The 20,558-nt window shown below is 59.8% G+C and carries 20 protein-coding genes; 10 read left to right on the top strand and 10 right to left on the bottom strand.

Going from position 1 to position 20,558, the window contains the following annotated elements; genetic code table 11:
• Nucleotides 1-214: 214 nt before the first annotated feature.
• Together ACR1XY_RS09180 and ACR1XY_RS09175 are read left to right on the top strand one after the other, a co-directional pair.
• Complete coding sequence (locus tag ACR1XY_RS09180; protein ID WP_480592403.1) at nt 215-952, top strand: response regulator transcription factor; 738 nt, start codon at nt 215-217, stop codon at nt 950-952.
• Nucleotides 949-2,400 carry a sensor histidine kinase gene (locus tag ACR1XY_RS09175; RefSeq protein ID WP_480592401.1) on the top strand — a complete coding sequence of 484 codons (1,452 nt, stop codon included), beginning with the start codon at nt 949-951 and terminating at the stop codon, nt 2,398-2,400. Before ACR1XY_RS09180 ends, ACR1XY_RS09175 begins: the two co-directional genes overlap by 4 nt.
• 5 nt (nt 2,401-2,405) lie before the next feature.
• Here the strand turns inward: ACR1XY_RS09175 and fliP are convergent, their stop codons facing one another.
• From fliP to fliF, 4 genes are read right to left on the bottom strand one after another with little or no spacing between them, the layout of a single operon-like run.
• Nucleotides 2,406-3,137: a flagellar type III secretion system pore protein FliP gene (gene fliP / locus ACR1XY_RS09170; RefSeq protein ID WP_480592399.1), complete on the bottom strand. Its 732-nt coding sequence runs from the start codon at nt 3,135-3,137 to the stop codon at nt 2,406-2,408.
• Complete coding sequence (locus ACR1XY_RS09165) at nt 3,137-3,424, bottom strand: FliM/FliN family flagellar motor switch protein (protein WP_480592397.1); 288 nt, start codon at nt 3,422-3,424, stop codon at nt 3,137-3,139. Before ACR1XY_RS09165 ends, fliP begins: the two co-directional genes overlap by 1 nt.
• Entirely contained in the window at nt 3,417-4,013 is a 597-nt protein-coding gene (locus ACR1XY_RS09160) for a FliH/SctL family protein (protein WP_480592395.1), read from the bottom strand. The genes ACR1XY_RS09165 and ACR1XY_RS09160 overlap by 8 nt, the downstream gene beginning before the upstream one ends.
• Nucleotides 4,013-5,602 (bottom strand): flagellar basal-body MS-ring/collar protein FliF, encoded by a 1,590-nt coding sequence (fliF, locus tag ACR1XY_RS09155; RefSeq protein ID WP_480592393.1) that lies wholly within the window; start codon nt 5,600-5,602, stop codon nt 4,013-4,015. Before fliF ends, ACR1XY_RS09160 begins: the two co-directional genes overlap by 1 nt.
• 119 nt (nt 5,603-5,721) lie before the next feature.
• Between fliF and ACR1XY_RS09150 the strand changes: the two genes are divergently transcribed.
• Genes ACR1XY_RS09150 through ACR1XY_RS09130 form a run of 5 tightly spaced genes read left to right on the top strand, consistent with a single transcriptional unit; the run spans nt 5,722 to nt 10,409 of the window.
• Nucleotides 5,722-6,219 (top strand): flagellar basal body-associated FliL family protein, encoded by a 498-nt coding sequence (locus ACR1XY_RS09150; RefSeq protein ID WP_480592391.1) that lies wholly within the window; start codon nt 5,722-5,724, stop codon nt 6,217-6,219.
• Nucleotides 6,220-6,228: 9 nt separating this feature from the next.
• Nucleotides 6,229-6,789: a hypothetical protein gene (locus tag ACR1XY_RS09145; protein WP_480592389.1), complete on the top strand. Its 561-nt coding sequence runs from the start codon at nt 6,229-6,231 to the stop codon at nt 6,787-6,789.
• Nucleotides 6,786-7,361, top strand: a complete 576-nt coding sequence (locus ACR1XY_RS09140; protein WP_480592387.1) for a MotE family protein — start codon at nt 6,786-6,788, stop codon at nt 7,359-7,361. The genes ACR1XY_RS09145 and ACR1XY_RS09140 overlap by 4 nt, the downstream gene beginning before the upstream one ends.
• Nucleotides 7,362-7,398: 37 nt before the next feature.
• Nucleotides 7,399-8,268 carry a flagellar motor stator protein MotA gene (gene motA / locus ACR1XY_RS09135; protein ID WP_480592385.1) on the top strand — a complete coding sequence of 290 codons (870 nt, stop codon included), beginning with the start codon at nt 7,399-7,401 and terminating at the stop codon, nt 8,266-8,268.
• Nucleotides 8,265-10,409, top strand: coding sequence for a hypothetical protein (locus ACR1XY_RS09130; protein ID WP_480592383.1), 2,145 nt, complete (start codon nt 8,265-8,267; stop codon nt 10,407-10,409). Before motA ends, ACR1XY_RS09130 begins: the two co-directional genes overlap by 4 nt.
• A 73-nt stretch (nt 10,410-10,482) precedes the next feature.
• Here ACR1XY_RS09130 and ACR1XY_RS09125 read toward each other — a convergent pair whose 3' ends face one another.
• From ACR1XY_RS09125 to betB, 3 genes are all read right to left on the bottom strand, one after another.
• The gene (locus tag ACR1XY_RS09125) at nt 10,483-11,826 is read right to left on the bottom strand and encodes an MmgE/PrpD family protein (RefSeq protein ID WP_480592381.1); all 1,344 of its coding nucleotides are present in this window, start codon (nt 11,824-11,826) and stop codon (nt 10,483-10,485) included.
• Entirely contained in the window at nt 11,823-14,264 is a 2,442-nt protein-coding gene (locus tag ACR1XY_RS09120) for a GcvT family protein (protein WP_480592379.1), read from the bottom strand. The genes ACR1XY_RS09125 and ACR1XY_RS09120 overlap by 4 nt, the downstream gene beginning before the upstream one ends.
• A 120-nt stretch (nt 14,265-14,384) precedes the next feature.
• The gene (gene betB / locus ACR1XY_RS09115; RefSeq protein WP_480592378.1) at nt 14,385-15,839 is read right to left on the bottom strand and encodes a betaine-aldehyde dehydrogenase; all 1,455 of its coding nucleotides are present in this window, start codon (nt 15,837-15,839) and stop codon (nt 14,385-14,387) included.
• Between the two features lie 192 nt (nt 15,840-16,031).
• Here betB and ACR1XY_RS09110 point away from each other — a divergent pair, with 192 nt between their 5' ends.
• Nucleotides 16,032-16,361 carry a hypothetical protein gene (locus ACR1XY_RS09110; RefSeq protein ID WP_480592376.1) on the top strand — a complete coding sequence of 110 codons (330 nt, stop codon included), beginning with the start codon at nt 16,032-16,034 and terminating at the stop codon, nt 16,359-16,361.
• A gap of 13 nt (nt 16,362-16,374) precedes the next feature.
• Here ACR1XY_RS09110 and ACR1XY_RS09105 read toward each other — a convergent pair whose 3' ends face one another.
• The gene (locus ACR1XY_RS09105) at nt 16,375-16,878 is read right to left on the bottom strand and encodes a potassium channel family protein (protein WP_480592374.1); all 504 of its coding nucleotides are present in this window, start codon (nt 16,876-16,878) and stop codon (nt 16,375-16,377) included.
• Nucleotides 16,879-16,953: 75 nt separating this feature from the next.
• Nucleotides 16,954-17,859, bottom strand: a complete 906-nt coding sequence (trhO, locus tag ACR1XY_RS09100) for an oxygen-dependent tRNA uridine(34) hydroxylase TrhO (RefSeq protein WP_480592372.1) — start codon at nt 17,857-17,859, stop codon at nt 16,954-16,956.
• Nucleotides 17,860-17,975: 116 nt separating this feature from the next.
• On the opposite strand from trhO, the gene pncA reads away from it, so the two are divergent.
• Nucleotides 17,976-18,569, top strand: a complete 594-nt coding sequence (pncA, locus tag ACR1XY_RS09095) for a bifunctional nicotinamidase/pyrazinamidase (RefSeq protein WP_480592370.1) — start codon at nt 17,976-17,978, stop codon at nt 18,567-18,569.
• Here pncA and ACR1XY_RS09090 read toward each other — a convergent pair.
• Complete coding sequence (locus tag ACR1XY_RS09090; protein WP_480592368.1) at nt 18,566-19,099, bottom strand: hypothetical protein; 534 nt, start codon at nt 19,097-19,099, stop codon at nt 18,566-18,568. The genes pncA and ACR1XY_RS09090 overlap by 4 nt on opposite strands.
• A gap of 164 nt (nt 19,100-19,263) precedes the next feature.
• On the opposite strand from ACR1XY_RS09090, the gene pncB reads away from it, so the two are divergent.
• Entirely contained in the window at nt 19,264-20,556 is a 1,293-nt protein-coding gene (gene pncB, locus ACR1XY_RS09085) for a nicotinate phosphoribosyltransferase (protein ID WP_480592366.1), read from the top strand.
• Nucleotides 20,557-20,558 lie beyond the last annotated feature (2 nt).

Here is a 20,558-nt window from a genome sequence, read left to right as displayed (position 1 = left end):
TGTCTCCTCCCTGAGAACTTTGTGGCTGCCGAAACAGCGATGCCCGCCATACTGAGAGCCTGTCATCGTCTGGCAACGCAGAATCCGCGCTAAACCTCCCCCACCGCCCAAATTTTCACCGCTTTTGTTACAGCGTGTTACGTTGACATTGAATCTGTTTCCGTTCGTTACAATGCATGGTGTCGGAGGAGCAGAAATTGGGAGGACAAGCCGCGTGAGCATTCCGCGACTTTTGGTGGTGGATGACGACCCCGAGATGCGGTCGATGATGACTCAGTTCCTGCAAAAGAACGGGTTCATTGCCCTGCCTGCCAGTTCGGAAAACGAAATCCGATCGCACCTGACCGCAGGCCGGATCGACCTGATCCTGCTGGATGTGATGCTGGGAGATGAGAACGGGGTCGAGATCTGCGCTCGCCTGCGGGCCGAGCAGGATGTGCCGATTATTCTGGTCTCGGCCCTATCGGCTGATCATCAGCGGATGGCAGGATATGAGGTCGGCGCCGATGACTATATCGCCAAACCGTTCAATCCGCAGCTGTTGCTGGCGCGGGTTCGCGCTGTGATGCAGCGCGCGCGCCGCACGCCCTCACTGGCCTATCGCCGCCGCACGCAAAGCTTTCGCTTCAATGACTGGACTTACGACGGCAAGCGGGATGAGGTGCATTCGCCCGAGGGCTATCTGGTGCCCCTGTCGCAACGGGAAACCGCGCTGCTCAAAGTCCTGTTGGCCAACCCGCATATCCCCCTGACCCGGGATGAGATCGCCGCTGCGCTGGACGTCACCGGCAGTGCGGACAAACCCGAGGCGCAGGGCCGCGCCATCGACGTGTTGGTCGGGCGGTTGCGGTCAAAGATCGAGACCAACCCGAAAGACCCGCAATTGCTGCGGACCGAACGCGGCGTCGGCTATGTTTTCGCCGCCGAAGTGTCGGTGGAAGAGGAGGCATGACAGCGCGCGCGCCGCGCCTGCGCAGCCTGGGCTGGATATGGACCGGGGCGGCTTTTGCCTCGGGCTTGTTGTCCGCAGGGTTGTGGTTTTCCTCGGCCCGCGCCTGGGATGAGTTTCTGACCCGCGCCTATGTTTCAGGCTTTGCCGTCTACGAAGAGTTACGAGTCGGAATAACTCCTCCGCCCGGAGTCACGGTTACAGCCTTGTCGCCCGAAGCGGCGCAACTGGCCGATGCAGGCCAGTTCGAGCAATTGCCCGGCCTGTCGGACCGCAGCTTTGTCACCAACCTTTCGCTCCTGACCGATAATAATACCCCTTTGGCCGGCCGCGAATTGACGCTGGCGGTGATGTCGGATCGGCTGGTCTATCCGGTCTCAGATATCCTCTCACGCATTGATCAGACCGGGGCCGAGAAGATGGGCAACCTGACCCGCCTGCTGGCCACCTATTGCAGCGAACCTATCCTGATCGCCCGGTTCGGACGCAATGACTGGCGGCAGGTGGATGGTACCGATGTCTGGGGCTGCAAGGCCGCCCCCGCCGACTTGCGCCTGCCTGCCATTCTGGCTGCGGTCGTTGCGCTGGCGGTCATCCTGACTTCGGTCGGCAATGTCTCGGATACCTTCACCCGGTTTGCAGGCGCTCTGCGCGATCGCAAGCGCCTGGGTGGACCGAACAGCTATGACGCCGATGGTCCGGCGGAACTGCGCGAGATCGTTTCGGCGGTCAACGACCATCTGGACGCCGAGCGGGCGCAGCTGGAAAAGCGCGCCACCGTTCTATCTGGCGTCAGTCACGATCTGGGCACGCCCGCCACCCGGGTTCGCCTGCGGGCAGCACTGATCCCCGATGACGAACTGCGCGAAAAGCTAGAGGCGGATGTAGACCAGATGACCGGCATGATCGAAAGCGTGCTGACGTACACCCGATCAGAACTAAGCGTTGAAGAACCGCGTCAGATTTCACTGACCGCGCTGGTCGAGTCTCTGGTTGCCGACTACCAGGACATGAACCTGCCGGTGTCATTGAGGAAAACTGCCCCAGTCGCCGTCGAGGGTGCACCGTCGCTTTTCATGTCGCGACGCGGGCGCGGGTCGCTGCCGGAAACGCGACGGATGCTGGTCATGGGGCGGCCGATCTCGCTGAAACGCGCATTGACCAACCTGATCGACAACGCTCTGAAATATGGCCGCCATGCGGAGGTGCAACTGGAAACAGATGCCCGCACAGCCACCATCACAGTCGAGGACAAGGGGGCCGATCTCTCCGTTTCAGATATCGAGGCGCTGATGGCCCCGTTTCGCCGCGGGTCCAATATCGGGTCCTCGGACGGGTTCGGCCTTGGCCTGACCATCGTGGCTACGATTGCCGAACAGCATGGCGGCTCTCTCAGATTCGAGACCGGGGATCAGGGCCTGCGTGCGCGGCTGCAGATCACCCGGCAATGACCGCTCTAGGTCATGTAACTGCGCACCAGTGCTCCGGCGATCAGCGACCAGCCATCCGCGATGACGAAAAACGCCAGTTTGAACGGCAGCGATACGGTCGCGGGTGGCACCATCATCATCCCCATCGACATCAGGACCGCCGCCACCACAAGATCAATGATCAAAAAAGGCAGGAAGATCAGAAATCCAATCTGAAAGGCGCGGGCAACCTCGGACAACATGAAGGACGGCATCAGGATCGACAGCGGTGCCTCGGGTGACAGCGCGATGGCGTCGCCACCGGGGCGCAGGGCCGCCATGGAAAAAAACGTATCGGGGTCCAGCCGCGCAGCCATGAAAGCGCGGAACGGCTGGATTGCAATTTCAAGCGCCGGCTCAACCTCCATCGTTTCTTCGACCATGGGCCCGATGCCAGTGGTCCACGCCTCGGTAAACACCGGCTCCATGATGAAATAAGTCAGGAACACCGCCAGGCTGACAATCAGCATGTTGGGCGGTGATTGCTGTAACCCAATGCCCTGTCGCAGGATCGCCAGAACCGTGATCAGAAACGGAAAGCAGGTGATCATGATCGCCAACCCCGGCGCGAGACTGAGCACCGTGATCAACAGGATCAACTGGATGGTCCGCGCCGAGATCGAGCCGCCTTCGCCCAGTGACAGCGACAACTCCTGTGCCACAGCCAAGGATGGGGACAGGGTCGCAAGCGCGACAACCAGCCAAAGCAGAACCCGCATCAACCGATTCCGTTTTGCAAGTCCGCGATCTCGATCAGGCGCACCGCCAATTGCCCGGCCTGATCGCCCTCCATCTCTTCCAGCAGGCCACGGGCGACCAGTTGATCGCCGACATAGAGGTCAACCGGGTCCTCGATCCGCTTGTCCAGCGTCAGCACGGCATTCTCACCCATGTTCAACAGGTCGCGGATCAAGGGCCGCGCGCGCCCGACCGAGACTGTGACCTCGATCGGAACGGCTTCGAACGGGTTGGCTTTCTCGGGTTTCGGGGTCTGGGACTCACTCATCGTTCACTGCCTCTTTTGCCTCAAATACATATGCGTCGAATGCCCCGGCGACCGAGGCCAGCAGACCGCTGCAATCCACTTCGCGTTGAGAGGTGCCGACCTGCAATCGGGCTTGCCCGGGCTCCAATGACGGGTCCTCAATCACGCGGGTGGGCGACGACAGATCCTGCGGTAACAGGGCCTCAACCTCTGTCCCGCAACCTGTGGGCACTAAAATCTGCATCGGCTGACCGACCTGTTCGCGCGCCATGTCCGCCAGCTGTTCCACCAGCCGCGCGGCAAAGCCGCGATCCAAGGTTTCGGGCAGAACAACCTGTACAAGGCTTTGAAACATCGGCTCCAGCGACAGGGTCATCCGGGTAGCGGCCTCGTGATAGGTGAAGGACATATCCTCAAGCGATTTGGCAAGTTCGGCCGAAACCTGCCCCCGGCTCTGTTCCTGCGCCTGAACCGCGTCTTCCCAACCGGCGCTGTAGCCTTGTTCAAACGCGGCCAGCCTTTGTTCTTCCAGCGCGTCCTCGTCCAGAAGGTGCAGTTTGCCACCACCGGCCTGCAGGGTGAAATCCTCAAGAAGATGGGCAATCGACATCAGACACGCTCCTCCCCTTCTTCAAGCCAGCTGCGCAGGATCTCGACAGTTTCTTCCTGTTTGTCGCCAATCATCGCGCGCAAACGGTCCACCGGATCAGTGCCCTGCTGAGCGGCCAACGCCGGAACGTCGCCAGCAGGTATCTGGCCCGGCAGCGAGGTGAATTGACCGTTCTCGTCGGTTGAAATTTCACCGGTCAGATAGGCCTCGGGCTCAGGAGTGGTCCCTGCAGGCAGCAGCGCGGGTGCCATCGCCGGATTCGTCAGGATCGGACGGATCACGAACAGGCCGAGCACCAGCGAGACAATCGCCAGAACCGCCATCTGTATCACCGACATCACGTCGAAATGCACCTTTTGCCAGATCGAGGCCGAGGCCATCGTGCCCTGCGGCTCAACCAGCGGCAGGTCCAGCGATTTCAGGGTAATGACATCCCCGCGCGCCTCGTCGAACCCTACGGCCGAAGCCACCAGCTCTTTCAACGCGTCCATCTCGGCCTCGGGCATCGGCTCAAAGTTCTCGATCCCAGCGGCATCGACGCTTCGCGTGCCATTGACCAGAACCGCCACGGTCAGTCGCTTGATTGCACCCGGCGCATTGTGCACCTCCAACTCGGTCTCAGAGACCTCGTAATTCACCCGTTCACGGGTCTGCGTTGCGTTGGAGTTCGATTCGTCGCCTCCGGCACCGTCCCCATCCGGCAAGTTCGACGCCACGGTTACATCAGCAGACTGGTTGCGGGCACTGTCGGACCGCTCCTCGATATCGGTGCTGATGGCGACACGGCCATTGGGATCAAAGCGGCGTTCTCGAATGGACTCGGTCTTGGTCACCGTATCGACACTGACCTCAACCACCGCATTCCCGGCACCAACGCGTGCCTCAACCAACCGCATCACCCGTTCACGCAGCTGTCTTGCCTTGTCATCTGCTGTATCAGTGGCCACGGCTGTCTCCTGTGCCCCGATCACCGCTCCGTTCGAATCGACAACGGTGACATTCTCGGGCACCAAGCCGCTGACCGCAGAAGCCACCAGAAACCGGATTGCCTTGGCCTGGTCGGAAGTTACCTGGGCACCCGACGGCACCAGATAAACCGAGGCCGTCGGCGCCACGCTGCGCTGGAACGGGTTGGTCGACCCGTTGGCAATATGAACGCGCGCCTGGCTGACATGGGGGCTGCCGACTATGGTCCGGGCCAGCTCACCTTCTTTTGCCCGCCAATAGGCTGCATCGAACATCTGCGACGTGGTACCAAAGCCGCTGAGCGAATCCAGCAGTTCATATCCCTGATTGCCATTCGCTGGCAGGCCCTCGCTGGCCAGAGTCATGCGCAGCTCATCCCGCTGCGACCCGGGCACATAGATCGAGCCGCCGCGAATTTCATACGGAACCCCGCGCTGTTCCAGCGAGTGGACGATATCCCCTGCGGCGCCACTTTCCAACCCCGCATAGAGCAAGGTCATCGATGGCGCCGTCACCAGACGTGACATCGCAAGGACCCCAAGAAACACCAGCACAACCGCACCGGCAACGATGATTTGCTTACGCCTGTCCAAACTTGCCCAGACAGTTCCGATCTGCTGCACGCTCACCTCCGACTCGCCGACATTCTGCCCGGCTCACCTCCTGTTTGGACGATTGCCCTTAACAATCGGTTAGTCCCTGCCGGGTTATGACAATTGCAGAACGGACAAATGAGGACGTCATGACTGACGCGACTGCAGAACAGGCAGAAGTACCTGAAAAATCCGGTAAAAAAGGTCTTCTTATCGGAGTGATTCTGGCCGTGGCCGGGGCGGCAGGCGGGTATTTCCTGACCACGTCCGGAATGCTGCCTTTCGGCGGCAAACCCACGGTGAAAGAGGCCAAGGAAATGGATAAGGGCAAACCGGTCAAGGCGTTGCCACAGGTGGGTTTCATCGATCTGCCGCCGGTCATCGTTTCGGTGAACGCAGGCGATTCGCGGCACCTGAAGTTTCACGCTCAGCTTGAGGTGAACGGCGAATACGCCGCCGATGTCGAGAAGATGAAACCGCGAATCATGGACATCCTGAACGGCTATCTGCGCGCGGTCGAAGTGTCGGATCTTGAGGATTCGCTGGCCCTGATCCGCATCCGCGGACATCTGTTGCGGCGCATTGAAATTGTCGTCGGCGAGGGACGCGTGCGCGATGTCCTCGTGATGGAATTCGTATTGAACTAGGAGGCGAAATTGGAGCTGATTGCAGATATTTTGCTGGTCGCCGGCGCGCTGGGTGCGGGTCTTTATTGTTTTGTACTGTCCCGGCGGCTCAAGCGGTTTACCGATCTGGAAAAGGGCGTTGGCGGTGCAGTTGCTGTCCTGTCGACTCAGGCCGATGAGCTGAAAAAGTCGCTTGGTACGGCGCGTGAGGCGTCGGACCAGTCCGGTGAGGTTCTGAAAGAGCTGACGCAGCGGGCCGAATCGGTTGCCCAGCGCCTCGAGCTGATGATGGCATCGATGCATGACGTCGTTCCGCCCGAGGACAAGGCCGCAAATCAAGCGGAAAAGGAATCTGTCACCCCTCCGGAGGAAACAAGCGCAAAACCCGATACGGATGCTGAAGCAGTTGCGGCAGAACCGGAAGACACTACTGAGTTGAGCGAAGAGCCTGCACAGCCGGAAGACATAGTTGAGGCGGGCGATCAGCCTGCAGAGCAGGAAACCGAAACACCTGCCACAACTCCTGCCAAGCGGCCCGATGGCTTGATGTTCTTCCGACACGACCGTTCCCGGGATGAGGTCGCGACATGACCCGCAAGCCAACCGAAAGACGCCCAAAGAGCGGCGTGCTGGCAGTCATCTCGTTGCTGATGATCGGATCCGCCGCGATTCGCATTGGGTTGGAGGCTGGTCCCGCGCTGGCGAAAGGCGTCGAGCCGTCAATGCCCGAAGCCAAGCAGGCGCGGGCCGAGTTGCCGGGGGCGCAGGTTTTGCTGACTGAATTGCTGCGCCGGGAAGAGGCGCTGGAACAGCGCGAGGCAGCAGTCCTGAACAAGGAAAAGGCGCTGGCCATTGCCGATCAGGCGATCGAGACCCGCCTGGTTGCGCTGCAAGAGGCCGAAGAAGCCCTGCGCGAAACGCTCTCCATCGCCGAAAAGGCCGCCGAGACCGACCTGACGCGCCTGACGGATGTTTATCAGAACATGAAACCGAAAGACGCCGCCGCCCTGTTTGAGACGATGGATCCGAGTTTTGCCGCCGGCTTTCTGTCACGGATGCCGCCGGACGCGGCGGCGGGCGTTCTGGCCGGGCTGAGCCCTGAAGCCGCTTATACAATCAGCGTCATCATAGCTGGCCGTAACGCCGCGGCGCCGCAGGAATAGCATTTCAACCCGCACAGGACTTTGCTGGAGACCACCCATGATCGGATTAATCGGAATTGTCGTCATTTTCGCCATGGTGTTCGGCGGCTATCTGGCTGCGGGCGGCAAGATGGCCATCATCATGAAGTCGCTGCCGTTTGAGATGATGATGATCGGCGGCGCGGCTGTTGGGGCCTTTATGATCAGCAACGACATGAGCGCCGTCAAACACACGGTCAAGGACATGGGAAAAGTGTTCAAAGGCCCAAAATGGAAGCCCGAGGATTATCGCGACCTGCTGTGCCTGCTGTTTTCGCTGATCCGCATCGCCAAGGCCAACCCGGTCGAGGTTGAACAACATATCGAAGACCCAGATAACTCGACGCTGTTTTTGACCTATCCCAAGATTCAAGCCGACAAAGAAGCGGTTGATCTGATCTGCGACACGATGCGGTCCGCATCAATGAATTACGACGACCCGCATCAGGTGGAAGAAGTGCTGGAAAAGCGGATGGAGGCAAATTTTCACCACGCCATGCATTCCAGCCACGCCCTGCAGACGGTTGCCGATGGCCTGCCCGCCCTGGGCATCGTGGCAGCGGTTCTGGGGGTGATCAAGACGATGGGCTCGATCGACCAACCGCCTGAGGTATTAGGCAAACTGATCGGCGGTGCGCTGGTGGGGACCTTTCTGGGCGTGTTTCTGGCCTATGGTCTGGTCGGCCCCTTCGCGGGCAAGCTGAAAGCAGTAGTGGAGGAGGACAACCATTTCTACCAATTGATCAAAGAGGTTCTGGTCGCCAACCTGCACAACCACAATGCCGCCATGTGTATCGAGGTCGGGCGTCAGAACACACCGACCCATAACCGCCCGGACTTCACCGAGCTTGAAGAAGCGCTGAAAGAACTCAAGCAGGCAGCCGCATGACCCGGATTGTGCTGATTGTTTCCGCGCTGATGGCAGCAGCCACCGGCGCCACCGCGCGGGATGTGACCGTGCGCTCGGGCGAACATGACGGGTATACCAGACTGGTTGTCCAGGTTCCGCAAAACACCGACTGGGTCTTGAAGCAGACGAAGAACGGCGCGCGCCTAAACGTTGCGCTGGAGGATGTGGCGTTTCAGACAGGCGCGGTGTTTCAACGCCTGACCCAGAACCGCCTGGCTGCCCTTTCACAGGCTGAACCCGGTGCCCCCCTTGAGCTGGAGTTTGGCTGTGACTGTGTTGCTTCGGCCTTTCTGTTCAAAAACACGATGATTGTGGTGGACATCGCGCCGGGTACCTACCTGCCGCCGCCTACCAGCGACATTCCAACCCTGACCCTGCCCAAGGCACCCGAGGACGGCAAGACACCAGTTCGGGATCAGACTATTTCTGCGTTGGAATTGCCTTTGTTGAACCTGAACGCGAGCGGCTTCGAAGACCAGCTTGCAGCGCGTCTTTTGCAGGGTGCTGACCGCGGCATTGTCGATCTGACCATTGCTCCTGTGGGGCCACGGGCCTCTATTGGCAACCAAAGTCTGCTCATGCCATCTGATGTGGAACTGAACGTTCAGGTGACCTCAATTCTGGGCGATCTGAACGGGCTTTTGGGTCCGGATGTGCCACAGCTGGAACGTCGCCCCCCCTGCGTGCCCAGCGCCGAGCTTGCCTTTGACGACTGGTCCGATGAACGCCCGTTTGCCGAACAAGCTGCGCAGCTGAGGGCGGATCTGTTTCAGGAATTCGATACCGTCGACGAGACCCGCGCGCTGAAACTGGCCAAGTTATTTGCCTATTCCGGGTTCGGTTCTGAAGCCATCAGGGCGCTGGAATTGCTGGGCGAGCAGTCATTGGAAACCAAACGTATCGCCACCATTGCCCGCGTTCTGGACAATAGGCCGCTGAATGAAACGAATCCTTTTGCCGGGCTTCAGCGTTGTGCCAGCGATGCCGCCATGTGGGCGGCTCTGACCGAGGGCAACCTGCACGAAGACGCAAATCTGGCGGCAATCGAGCAGACCTTTGCGCAGCTCCCGGATCACCTGCGCCGCTTTGTCGGACCGATGCTGTCGGACATTCTGGTGGACGGGCAGAAATTGGAAGCCGCCCGGCGCGTCTTGCGCTCGGTGGACCGTGTTGAGACTCGGACCAGCGCCGACACCACGCAGGTAAAGGCAAAAGTCGCAGCGGCCGAGCAGGATACCCCCCGGGCCAAAGCCTTGCTGACCGAAGTGCTTGCGGCCCCGGACGCCACGCTTGAAGCCCCGTTTGCGCTGGCTCGGCTGGTCGACAAACGCTGGCTGGAACGCGGCGCAGTTTCACCGCAAGAGCTGGATCTGGCGGAGTCCTATACGGTCGAGTTTCGCCGATCAGATATCGGTCCGATGATGCAACAAACGCACGCGGTTGCCCTGAGCCTGGGACAAGAATTCGACGCGGCGCTGGACGTGGTGGCAGAACTGACAGAGGGTGACGCCTCCACAGAAACGCTCAACCGCGTGGTGTTTGTGCTGACTGAACGGGCCGACGATGCAACCTTTCTGCGTCGCGCCCTGAGCCTGTCGCACGTCCAGATAAAGGAGCTGACAACCAATGCGGCAATCGTCGTTGCGGACCGGCTGGCCAGGCTGGGTTTCGCCCGACAGGCGCAGGCCCTGGCGAAACGTCCTCAGGACAGGCTCAAGCGTGGGGAACGGGCCCGGTTGCGGGCGAAGGCGGCACTGCTGGCCCGGCGCCCGCATCAGGCAATGCTGGAACTGGCCGAAGATTCCACCGAAGCGGCTGTTTCACTGCGGGCCGCTGCCCTGCAAGCTGCGGGTGATTTCGCGGCGGCTGGCGAGTTGATGCGCGCCTCGGGTCACACGGATGAAGCGAACCGGTTGTTCTGGCTGGCCGATCTGACGGAGGAGGCAGAGCGGGATAGCGGGACGAGGTTCAGTCGAGTTGCGAATACAACTCGGGGCCTTTTAGCCTTACCGGCACGTATTCCAGAAAAACCATTGGCCGATGCGGAGGCACTATTGCAGGACAGCGCGGAAACTCGACAGAGGATTACCGATCTCTTCGCGACTTTGAAGGAAGAGTGACACAGGCTCTAACACGGAAAGAAATAGGCATCAGGACATGTGCCACACGGATCTTTGGTCGGAAAGGCAAGCGTCAGGGACCAAAAATATATGGTGACAATTCGGAATATTGGGAGTTCGGGGCGACCCAGCCCAGAATGACCTTGCGGATCGCCTCGGCGCGCGACGCTCCGATAACCGGGGCCGCGAATTCCATATATTTGGCGATAACCTCATCCCGGCTGATCGGTGCCTCGGGACCGCCACGGGCGTTAATGTCTCCGGATTTCCAAACCCGCCCGTCGGTGGTTGTGATGCTGACATCCGCCCAGCGACCTTCGGGGAAACGGGCGTTGTGGCGCTTGTTCTCTGTCACTTGGATGCGCGCCATCAAATCCGCCACTTCCGGATCAGTCAGACCAGTTCCGGATATGTGTTCTACACCGATCCGTCCGTGAATGGCCTGCACAGCTACGGCAAAGGGCAGAGAATACTGAGCCTGGGACGTCGTGCCCGGCATCCCGGCATATAGGCAGGCCGCCTGATGGAAACTGTTGATCTGAATGGATTGAATCTGACCGGAGGACAGGCTGTTGTCCCGCATCACCGCCCGGACGCCATCAATCGCCGCATGCGCCCAGCGGCAGATGGGATAGGGTTTCACATATTGATGCTCGATTTGCCAGAACTGTCCCAGATCAGCCCAATGGGGGGCGGCGGCCTCGGCTTCGATTGTGATGGCGGGCGCCCCGGTAAATCCGCGCTCGGCCAGAATGGCGGCGGACATGCCAACCAGAGCGCCCCAGCCCGAACCGTCATGCAACATCGTTGGATTGGCTATCTCGCGCATCATCTGGCTGCGTGGGCCGTGGTATTCGGCAATCCCCAACGCCTGCCGCATCTGTTCGGGTGTAAAACCGCGCAACCGGGCGACCATCGCCACAACGCCTAGCGCGTTCCAAGCGCCCGAGGTGTGGTAGTCGCTGACCGAAGCGTGCAACGACAACCCGGCGCGACCGGCAATTTCATAGCCGGTGATGACGACGGCCAAAGCTTCGGGTCCGGTCAGGTCGTGGCGATGTTCGGCCAGGGCGATCAATGCAGGCAAAACCACAACCCCGATATGCCCTTTGGTGGGGTTGTACCCGTCATGCCCGTCAAGATTGTCGGTCTGGGTTGCGGCTGCATAGGCTGCTCCTGCCAAGCTGACCGGGCGACCATCGAACATCATCCGCGCGCTAAAGGCCGGATCGGAACTGGCATAAAGCAGCGCCGCCGTGTCGCGCGCGATCACCCCGGCCTCCATCGGGCCCGACGCGATCAGGATACCCATCGTGTCCAGCATCATCAGCGCCGCCGCCTCTTTGGCGCTATCAGGCATCTGGTCGGCCGGGCGGTTAAGGATAAAATCGGCAACGCGCGTGAAGGTATCGGTCACGAGGCCGTCTCCATCACCGGTTGGATGTCGCGCAACCTGTATCCTTTGTGGTCGAAGGGCGGCTCCGCAAGGATTCTGGCCCTGTGCGGCTTGCCGAGGATGAAAATCTCGACCGTATCGCCCGGACCAGCCACCTTGGGGTCTGCATATCCGATGGCCAAGGACTTATCCACAAAATAGCCGAATGCACCCGAGGTCACGCGGCCAACGGGGATGCCGTCGGGGGTAAAGACCGGCTCACCACCTGAGGCATCAGCCAGATCGGCGTCAACCTCGAAGATCGACAGTACTTCGCGCGGCGGATTGTCCTTGATGGCCAGATAGGCTTCCTTGTGCAGGAACTCCTTGTCCAGCTTGATCAGTCCTGCCAGCCCGACCTCTTGCGGCCAGTATTCCTGAGAATACTCGCGACCCCAAGACCCGTAACCCTTTTCGATGCGCAGCGATCCCAGCGCGCGGCCGCCTACGGGGCCGCCGTTCAACGTCTTTGCAGCCTCCAAAAGCGCGGAATAGAGTCTAATTTGATCGGATTCAGCGCAGTGCAATTCCCATCCTAGATCGCCGGTAAAGCTGACGCGGATGGCCAAACAGGTGACCCCGGCGACTTCGATCGTACGGGATCGCATAAACCGGAAGCCCTCGTTGCTCAGGTCCGCATTTGTCAGTCGCTGCAACAGATCACGCGCCTTTGGCCCGGCCACGTTGAAGCCTGCAATGCGGTTGGTGACGACTTCGACAGTGGTGCCCTCCGGCAGATCGACCATGTTGAAGAAGCGCTGATGATAGCGCTCGGCCATGCCCGAGCCGATCATCATGTATTCGTCATCTGCAACCTTGGTGATGGTAAAATCACCGGCCACCCCCCCGCGAACTGAAATCAGCGGAGTCAGGCAGGACCGCCCAACCTCGGTCGGCACCCGGTTGGCGACCAGGCGGTCCAGCCAATAGTAAGCCCCCGGCCCCTTGATCTCGTAGTTGGCGAAGTTCGAGATATCGATGACGCCCACATGATCGCGCAACATCTGCACCTCGCGCCCCACCGGTTCCCACCAGTTCTGACGGGTGAAACCGTTAGTTTCCACCGCGCCGGGCTGTTCGGCGAACCACAGCGGATGCTCCCAGCCGCAGTTCAGACCAAAGACGCAGCCCATGTCTTTTTGCATCTTGTAGGCCGGGCGCACGCGGGCCGGTCGACCGGCACTGCGTTCTTCGTTCGGAAAGTGGATGGCGAAGCGGTGGGTATAGACGTCTTCGACCCGCGCCTTGGTGAAAGCCTTGTCGGCCCAGTCGCCGAACCGCGCCAGATCCCAGGCAAACATATCGTATTGCGGCTCGCCCTCGATCATCCATTGCGCTGACAACAGCCCGAGACCGCCCGATTGCGAAAAGCCGGGGATGATACCGGTGCAGCAGAAGTAGTTTTTCAACTCCGGCACCGGTCCCCAGATCGCGTTGGAATCCGGAGACCAGATCATCGGCCCGTTAATCACCCGCTTGACACCAGCGGTCGCAGCCACCGGCACGCGTTCGGTGGCGCGGATGACGTTCTCCATGATGCGATCCAGATCGTCGGGGAACAGGTCATGAGCGAAGTCCAGCGGCGTGCCGTTTTCCGCCCAGAAACGCATGTCCTTCTCATAGGCGCCGATCAGCAGACCGTTGCCTTCCTGCCTGAAGTAATATTCGCCATCCCGGTCGGCGATCGAGGGCAGACGCCGGCCCAGATTGGCGACCTCATCAATTGCTTCGGTAACAAAATACTGGTGTTCGGTCGGTTGCAATGGCAGTTCGATCCCGGCCATCGCCGCAACCTCACGCCCCCACAGGCCCCCGGCATTGACCACCCATTGCGTGTGGATATCGCCCTTTTCGGTGCGCACAAGCCACGAGCCATCGGGTTGATGTTCAGTCCCTATTACAGGACAAAACCGCTCAATCGTTGCCCCCATTGCCCGCGCACCGGCGGCATATGCGTGGGTCACACCCGAAGGATCGACATTGCCGCCATCGGGTTCGAACATGATGCAGCGGATGTCGTCGAACTGCGCCAGCGGGTGCAATTCCATCGCCTGCTCACGGCTGACCTCATAGAAATTCAGACCGTAGAACTGCGCCTTGGCCTCTTGCAGGCGCAGCTGGTGTTCGCGATCCTCGGTCTGCGCCAGATAGAGTGAACCGGACTGGAACACGCCACAACCCTGCCCGGTTTCCTTCTCCAGCTCTTTATACAGGTTCATCGTATAATGCTGGATGCGCGTGATGTTGTTGTTGTCGTGCAAACCGTGGATATTGGCCGCCGCATGCCAGGTCGAGCCCGAGGTCAGCTCATCACGTTCCAGCAGAACCACGTCGGTCCAGCCGAGCTTGGCCAGATGGTATAGGATCGAGCAACCGACAAGGCCGCCTCCGATCACAACGGCCTGAGCGTGGGTTTTCATGGGCTGACCTCCTGCTTGCGGACTAAGCGCTTGTTGGAAATTCAGCCACAGGTCAGGAACAGCTTATGCTCTGTTCCCGACGCGAAATGTCGGGAACAGAGCGCAGCTCGCCGGTTTTGATCAGTAGGGTGCCTCGACATCGTTCATCGAGACGTAAACCGTCTTCATCTCGCTGAAGTGGTTTATTGCCAGTTTCGAGTTCTCACGCCCGACGCCCGACATTTTGGACCCGCCGAACGGCGCCTCAACCGGGGCGAGGTTGTAGGTGTTGATATAGCAGGTGCCCGCCTCGAACCCGGCCACGATGCGGTGGGCGCGGGTCAGGTCGTTGGTAAAGACGCCTGCGGCCAGGCCGAATTCGGTGTCATTGGCACGGGCCATGACCTCTCCTTCGGTGTCGAAATCCAGCACCGACATGACGGGGCCAAAGATTTCTTCGCGCGCGATGGTCATGTCGTCGGTCACATCGGCAAAGACAGTGGGCTGCATGTAGAAGCCATCACTGTCGATCCGTTCGCCTCCATAAACCAGACGTGCGCCTTCGGCCTTGCCCTTCTCGACATAACCCAGCGCGATGTTCATCTGGTTTTCGCTGACCATGGGGCCAAAGTTGACCTCTTCATCCAACGGGTCGCCGATTTTCGCGGTTGCCAGACGTTCGGACAGGCGTGAAAGGAACGCCTCTTTGATGCCTTTTTGAACGAACACGCGGGTGCCATTGGAGCACACCTGACCCGAGGAATAGAAGTTGCCCAGAATCGCGCCCGAGACGGCGTTTTCGATATCGGCGTCGTCGAACACGATCATCGGGGATTTGCCGCCCAGCTCCATCGTCACGTGCTTCATACCATCCGCCGCGGCGGCATAGACCTTGCGGCCCGTTGGCACAGACCCGGTCAGCGAAACCTTGGCCACGCGCGGGTCGGTCACCAGCGATGCGCCAACGTCGCCATAACCTTGCACGACGTTGTAGACGCCCTTGGGCGCCCCGGCCTCGATCAGGATTTCCGCCACTTGCAGCGCGGACAGAGGCGTCGTTTCCGACGGTTTGAAGATCATTGTATTGCCGCAGGCCAGCGCAGGCGCGCCCTTCCAACAGGCGATCTGGGTCGGATAGTTCCACGCACCGATGCCGACGCAGACGCCCAGCGCCTCGCGGATCGTGTACACGAAGTCGCCACCGCCCAGCGGGATGTGCTCGCCGGTCAGTGAGGCCGCCAGACCGCCGAAATACTCCAGCGCGTCCGCGCCGCTGGTCGCATCGGCCACCAGCGTTTCCTGAAGGGGTTTGCCGGTGTCGTGGGTTTCCAGAACCGACAGCTCGTGATTGCGCGCGCGCATGATGTCGGCGGCGCGACGCAGAACGCGGCCGCGCTCGGTTCCCGACATTGCGGCCCACTCGGCCTGAGCGGCTTTTGCGCTGTTTAGAGCCTGATTCACGATCTCAGGCGTCGCGGAATGCAGCCGCGCGATGACCTCACCGGTGGCCGGGTAGATGACGTCGATCGGGGCGCCATTGGTGTCTTCGACATATTCGCCATTGATGAAATGGCTGGCCTTGGGCTGAAACTTCATGCCGCGTCCTTTTCTGTTCGGATGTTCCCTTGGGGGAAGGGAATAGAGTGCGTTACGCACGGATTTAGCTTTTATTGATTCATCAGTCAATAAAAGCAGGAACTGGCGGCATCTTGCCGAGTCAAAATGGTCAGATCTTGAAATGAACGGTTAATGTTCTATTTATGTTCTACACAGTCGGAGGATCACCCGATGACCCGGAACATGCAAAATTCCGCCCTGAGCGGCCCGTCGAACGACTATCACCTTTTACCCGTCACCGACCGGCAAATGCGCTATGCCCGCGCCATCGCGGAACAGACTGCGCTGGACATTCCAGTCGAGGCGCAACGCGACCGGCGGTCGATGTCAGACTGGATTTCAGCACACAAGCCACACGATCCGTCCCCCTTTGCCAGCTATCCTACGGGCAAGCAGGTCGCCTTTGCCGAGCGCATCTCGCGTATAAAACGCCGACCGATCCCGTCCGAGTGCTTCCGGGACAAACAGATGATGTCGCGCTGGATCGATCAGAACAAATAGGCTGAAAACAGGTTCAATGCGGTTGGTGGTTGCGGGAATAGATGCTGACCGCTGCCGCTACGAACATCCCCAACAATACGTAACCCGTGACTGCCTCAGCCGCTGCCAGCGCGCGACACAACCCGACAGGTGCCATGTCGCCATATCCTACCGTAGTGAAGGTGACGTATGAGAAATACAGCACGTCCGCCGGCCCTTTGGCACCAATCACACAGAGGTCATAATACCCAAAAGCCCCATAGGCCGCGGCGAACAGGAAGGGCACCACCTGTATGAAGGACACCCCCATCAGGAATACCAGTCGGCGAGGAGACTTTACCTGCGTCATGTAATACCAGGACTGCGAAACGATCCAGATCACCAACCCGACCGATGTGATCGTGCCGATCGTATCCCCGGCCGCCGCCTCGCTGAGACGAGACAACCCATACCAGGCCAGGAAACTGGCCACGATCAGCCCTAAAGCTGCGACCAGAGTCGACTTCCACTCTGCCAGGGTTGTTGGTTCACGACGCATGACGCCTCCGATATCGTGTGTCCGGAAAGATGATCCGCTTTCCGGGGCGCGCCCGCAACCTTGTTTATCAGAGAGTTAGTCGGAGCCCAGATGCTCTTGACCGCGCTGGCGCGCCAGTTGGATCTGTTTCTGCCGCTCGCGGAACCGCATCTTGTCGGCCTCAGAGGTCTCGTTGATACACTGATGGCAGGACACGCCATGTTCGTATTCGGGGCGCTTCATATCCTCGGGCAGGATCGGGCGGCGGCAGCCGTGACACAGGTTATGTGGCCCTTCGACCAGCCCATGCCCCACGGACACGCGGTTATCGAACACAAAACATTCACCCTGCCAGGTGCTGTCCTCGGCGGGCATCTCCTCAAGATAGCGCAATATACCACCCTTCAGGTGATAGACATCCTCGACCCCCTGCCCCAGCAGGAAATTGGTGGATTTCTCACAGCGGATGCCGCCGGTGCAGAACATCGCCACGCGTTTATTGTGAAAGCGGTCCTTGTTTTCCTCCCACCACGCCGGGAATTCGCGGAAACTGGCCGTTTCAGGGTCTATTGCGCCCTCGAACGTGCCAATCGCCACCTCGTAGTCGTTGCGGGTGTCGATCACCACCACGTCTTCCGAGCGGATCAGGTCATTCCAGTCCTCGGGCTCCACATAGTTGCCGACGCGGGCGCACGGATCGATATCCGGCTGGCCCATTGTCACGATCTCTTTTTTCAGGCGCACTTTCATCTTGCCAAAGGGAGGGTGGTCGGCGGTGGCCTCTTTCCAGTCCAGATCCGTACAGCCCGGCAGCGCACGAATATGCGCCAGCACAGCATCAATCCCGGCGCGCGGGCCCGCGATGGTGCCGTTGATCCCCTCTTGCGCCAGCAAAAGCGTGCCTTTGACCGATTGCGCGCAGCACAGCGCCAGCAAAGGCTCGCGCAGCGCGGCAGGATCGGCGAAACGGGTGAAATGATAAAGGGCAGCGATTGTGTACATGCGCGTGATCTAAACCTGCTGGGTCAGTGCCGCAAGGCATCAGGCTGTAGCCCGGCGCAAGATTGACGATTCCGCCCGCACCCCGTACCGATAGAAAACCCCAAGGAGACACCGTGATGACCCACGCCCTGCTTGTTATCGACGTCCAGAATGACTTCTGCCCCGGCGGTGCGCTGGCCGTACCCGGAGGGGATGAGATCGTCGCCCCGATCAATGCGATGATGGATGATTTCGAAGCCGTGATCCTGACGCAGGATTGGCATCCGGCAGGCCATTCCTCATTCGCCAATTCGCACGCGGGCAAAACCCCCTATGACATGACCGAAATGCCCTATGGTCCACAGGTACTGTGGCCGGATCATTGCGTTCAGGGCACGTCAGGCGCTGCGTTTCATGCCGATCTGCGCAGCGATGGTGATCTGATCCTCCGCAAAGGGTTTCGCAGCGCCATAGACAGCTATTCAGCGTTTTTCGAAAACGATCAGACCACTCCAACCGGTCTGGAGGGCTATTTGAGAACACGCGGCATCGACACACTGACTCTTGTCGGTCTGGCGACGGATTTCTGTGTCCATTTCTCTGCGGTAGACGCCGCACGGCTAGGGTTTGATGTAACCGTCCGGATGGAAGCCTGCCGGGCCATCGATCTGGACGGGTCTCTGGCCTCTGCCAAAACCGCGATGCGCGCGGCTGGCGTCACTTTGGCCTAAGGCGTGGCTCCCGCAGCCGCCAGATATCTGAGCACGGCAATCACGACCACCGCCAACGCAAGAGCTAACCCGATGCGCCCCTGAACCGAGCGCCGTTTGGGTGTGGACCCGCCCGATTGTTGCGGCTTCTCTATCCTGTTCTGACTTTCGGGCGGCACGTCGTCCTGTGGCCGGGCTGATTTTACGTCGTTCAGAAACTGACGGATATCGAATTCGCCACAATACTCGCCCTTAACACCCACTGCCCTGATATTGGCAAACAATGCGTGAAGGATACGATCCCGCTCAACCGTGTCCTGTAAACGATAATAGCCATGTGCAAGATTGCTGTTGGTGGATTCCAGTCCAAACCCGGCCTCTTCAAAGACCAGTCGGATTTTGGGAGAAGTTGCCCGAAGAGCTGCTGCCGTTTCGGCACGGCGAAAGAACGCTCGCGCCGCCCTGCCGCCGGGCGCTGCGGTCTTCGCTGATCCGGAATTCGTATCGTCAGCGTCAATCGTTACAATATCAAAGTCGTACTCGAGAACCATTCACCGACTTAACCTTGCCCTTCCATCCCCTTCTTCCACTAACCAACGAAAAGATCACACAATATGCTCGTTTTGTGTTCTGACCTTGTCATTGTCCTCAATCTAGCGACTCTTGCCAATTCACGCACCTATTGATCTAACAACGGAAATCGCAGGAGTTCCCCATGGTCGATATTGCGACACGCGTGTACAATCATAAATGGAAGATTGACCCGATTGTCCGGTCTTTGATCGACACGGATTTCTACAAACTGCTGATGTGCCAGTCAGTGTTTCGAAATAAGCCCCAAACAGATGTGGCTTTTTCGCTGATCAACCGGTCGAATCACATTCCTTTGGCTGAACTGATCGACGAAGGCGAGTTGCGCGAACAGCTGGACCACATCCGCTCGCTCAGCCTCAGCCGGGGCGAAAGCACCTGGCTGCGCGGCAATATGTTCTATGGCAAACGGCAGATGTTCCGCTCGGACTTTATGGAGTGGTTCGAGAATATGCGCCTGCCGCCCTACCACCTTGAGCGTAAGGGCGATCAGTACGAACTGACCTTCGAGGGAAAATGGCACGAGGTCATGCTGTGGGAAATTCCGGCTTTGGCGGTGCTGATGGAACTGCGATCCCGCGCGGTTCTGAACGACATGCGCCGGTTCGAGCTCCAGGTGCTCTATGCCCGCGCTATGACACGTGTTTGGGAAAAGATCGAACAGCTGCGCGGAATTGACGGGCTTGGCATCGCCGATTTCGGCACCCGCAGGCGGCATTCCTTTTTGTGGCAGGACTGGTGCGTGCAGGCGATGATCGAGGGGTTGGGCGCAGCGTTTTCCGGCACCTCGAACTGTCTGATCGCCATGCGGCGCGAGGTCGAAGCCATTGGCACCAACGCACACGAACTGCCCATGGTCTATTCCGCGCTGGCCGAAACCGATGAGGCGCTGGCACAGGCCCCCTACGACGTTCTCAGCGACTGGCACGACGAACATGACGGCAACCTGCGCATTATCCTGCCCGACACCTATGGTACGCAGGGATTTCTGGACCGTGCCCCCGATTGGCTGGCAGGCTGGACCGGTATCCGCGTCGACAGCGGCGATCCGGCGACCGGGGCCGAGATTGCCATCAACTGGTGGAAATCTCGTGGCGAAGACCCGAGGCAGAAACGGGTGATCTTCTCCGACGGGCTGGACGTGGACAAGATCCGCGAATTGCACAGTCAGTTTGCCCACCGCACCAAGGTGTCCTTTGGTTGGGGCACTTTGCTGACCAATGATTTCCGCGGGCTGGTGCCAGATGACGCGCTGGCGCCGTTCTCATTGGTCTGCAAGGCAGTGTCGGCCAATGGCCGCCCGACGGTGAAGCTGTCGGACAACCCGGAAAAGGCAATGGGTCCGCAGGACGAGATTGCACGCTACAAACGTGTGTTCGGCGTCGGCGCTCAGGATCCGATCGAGGTGATCGTTTAGAC

The sequence above is a fragment of the Ruegeria sp. AD11(2025) genome (assembly GCF_056542405.1).
Note: the sequence above shows the minus strand (reverse complement) of the source record. Positions and strands in the feature narration are given on the sequence as shown.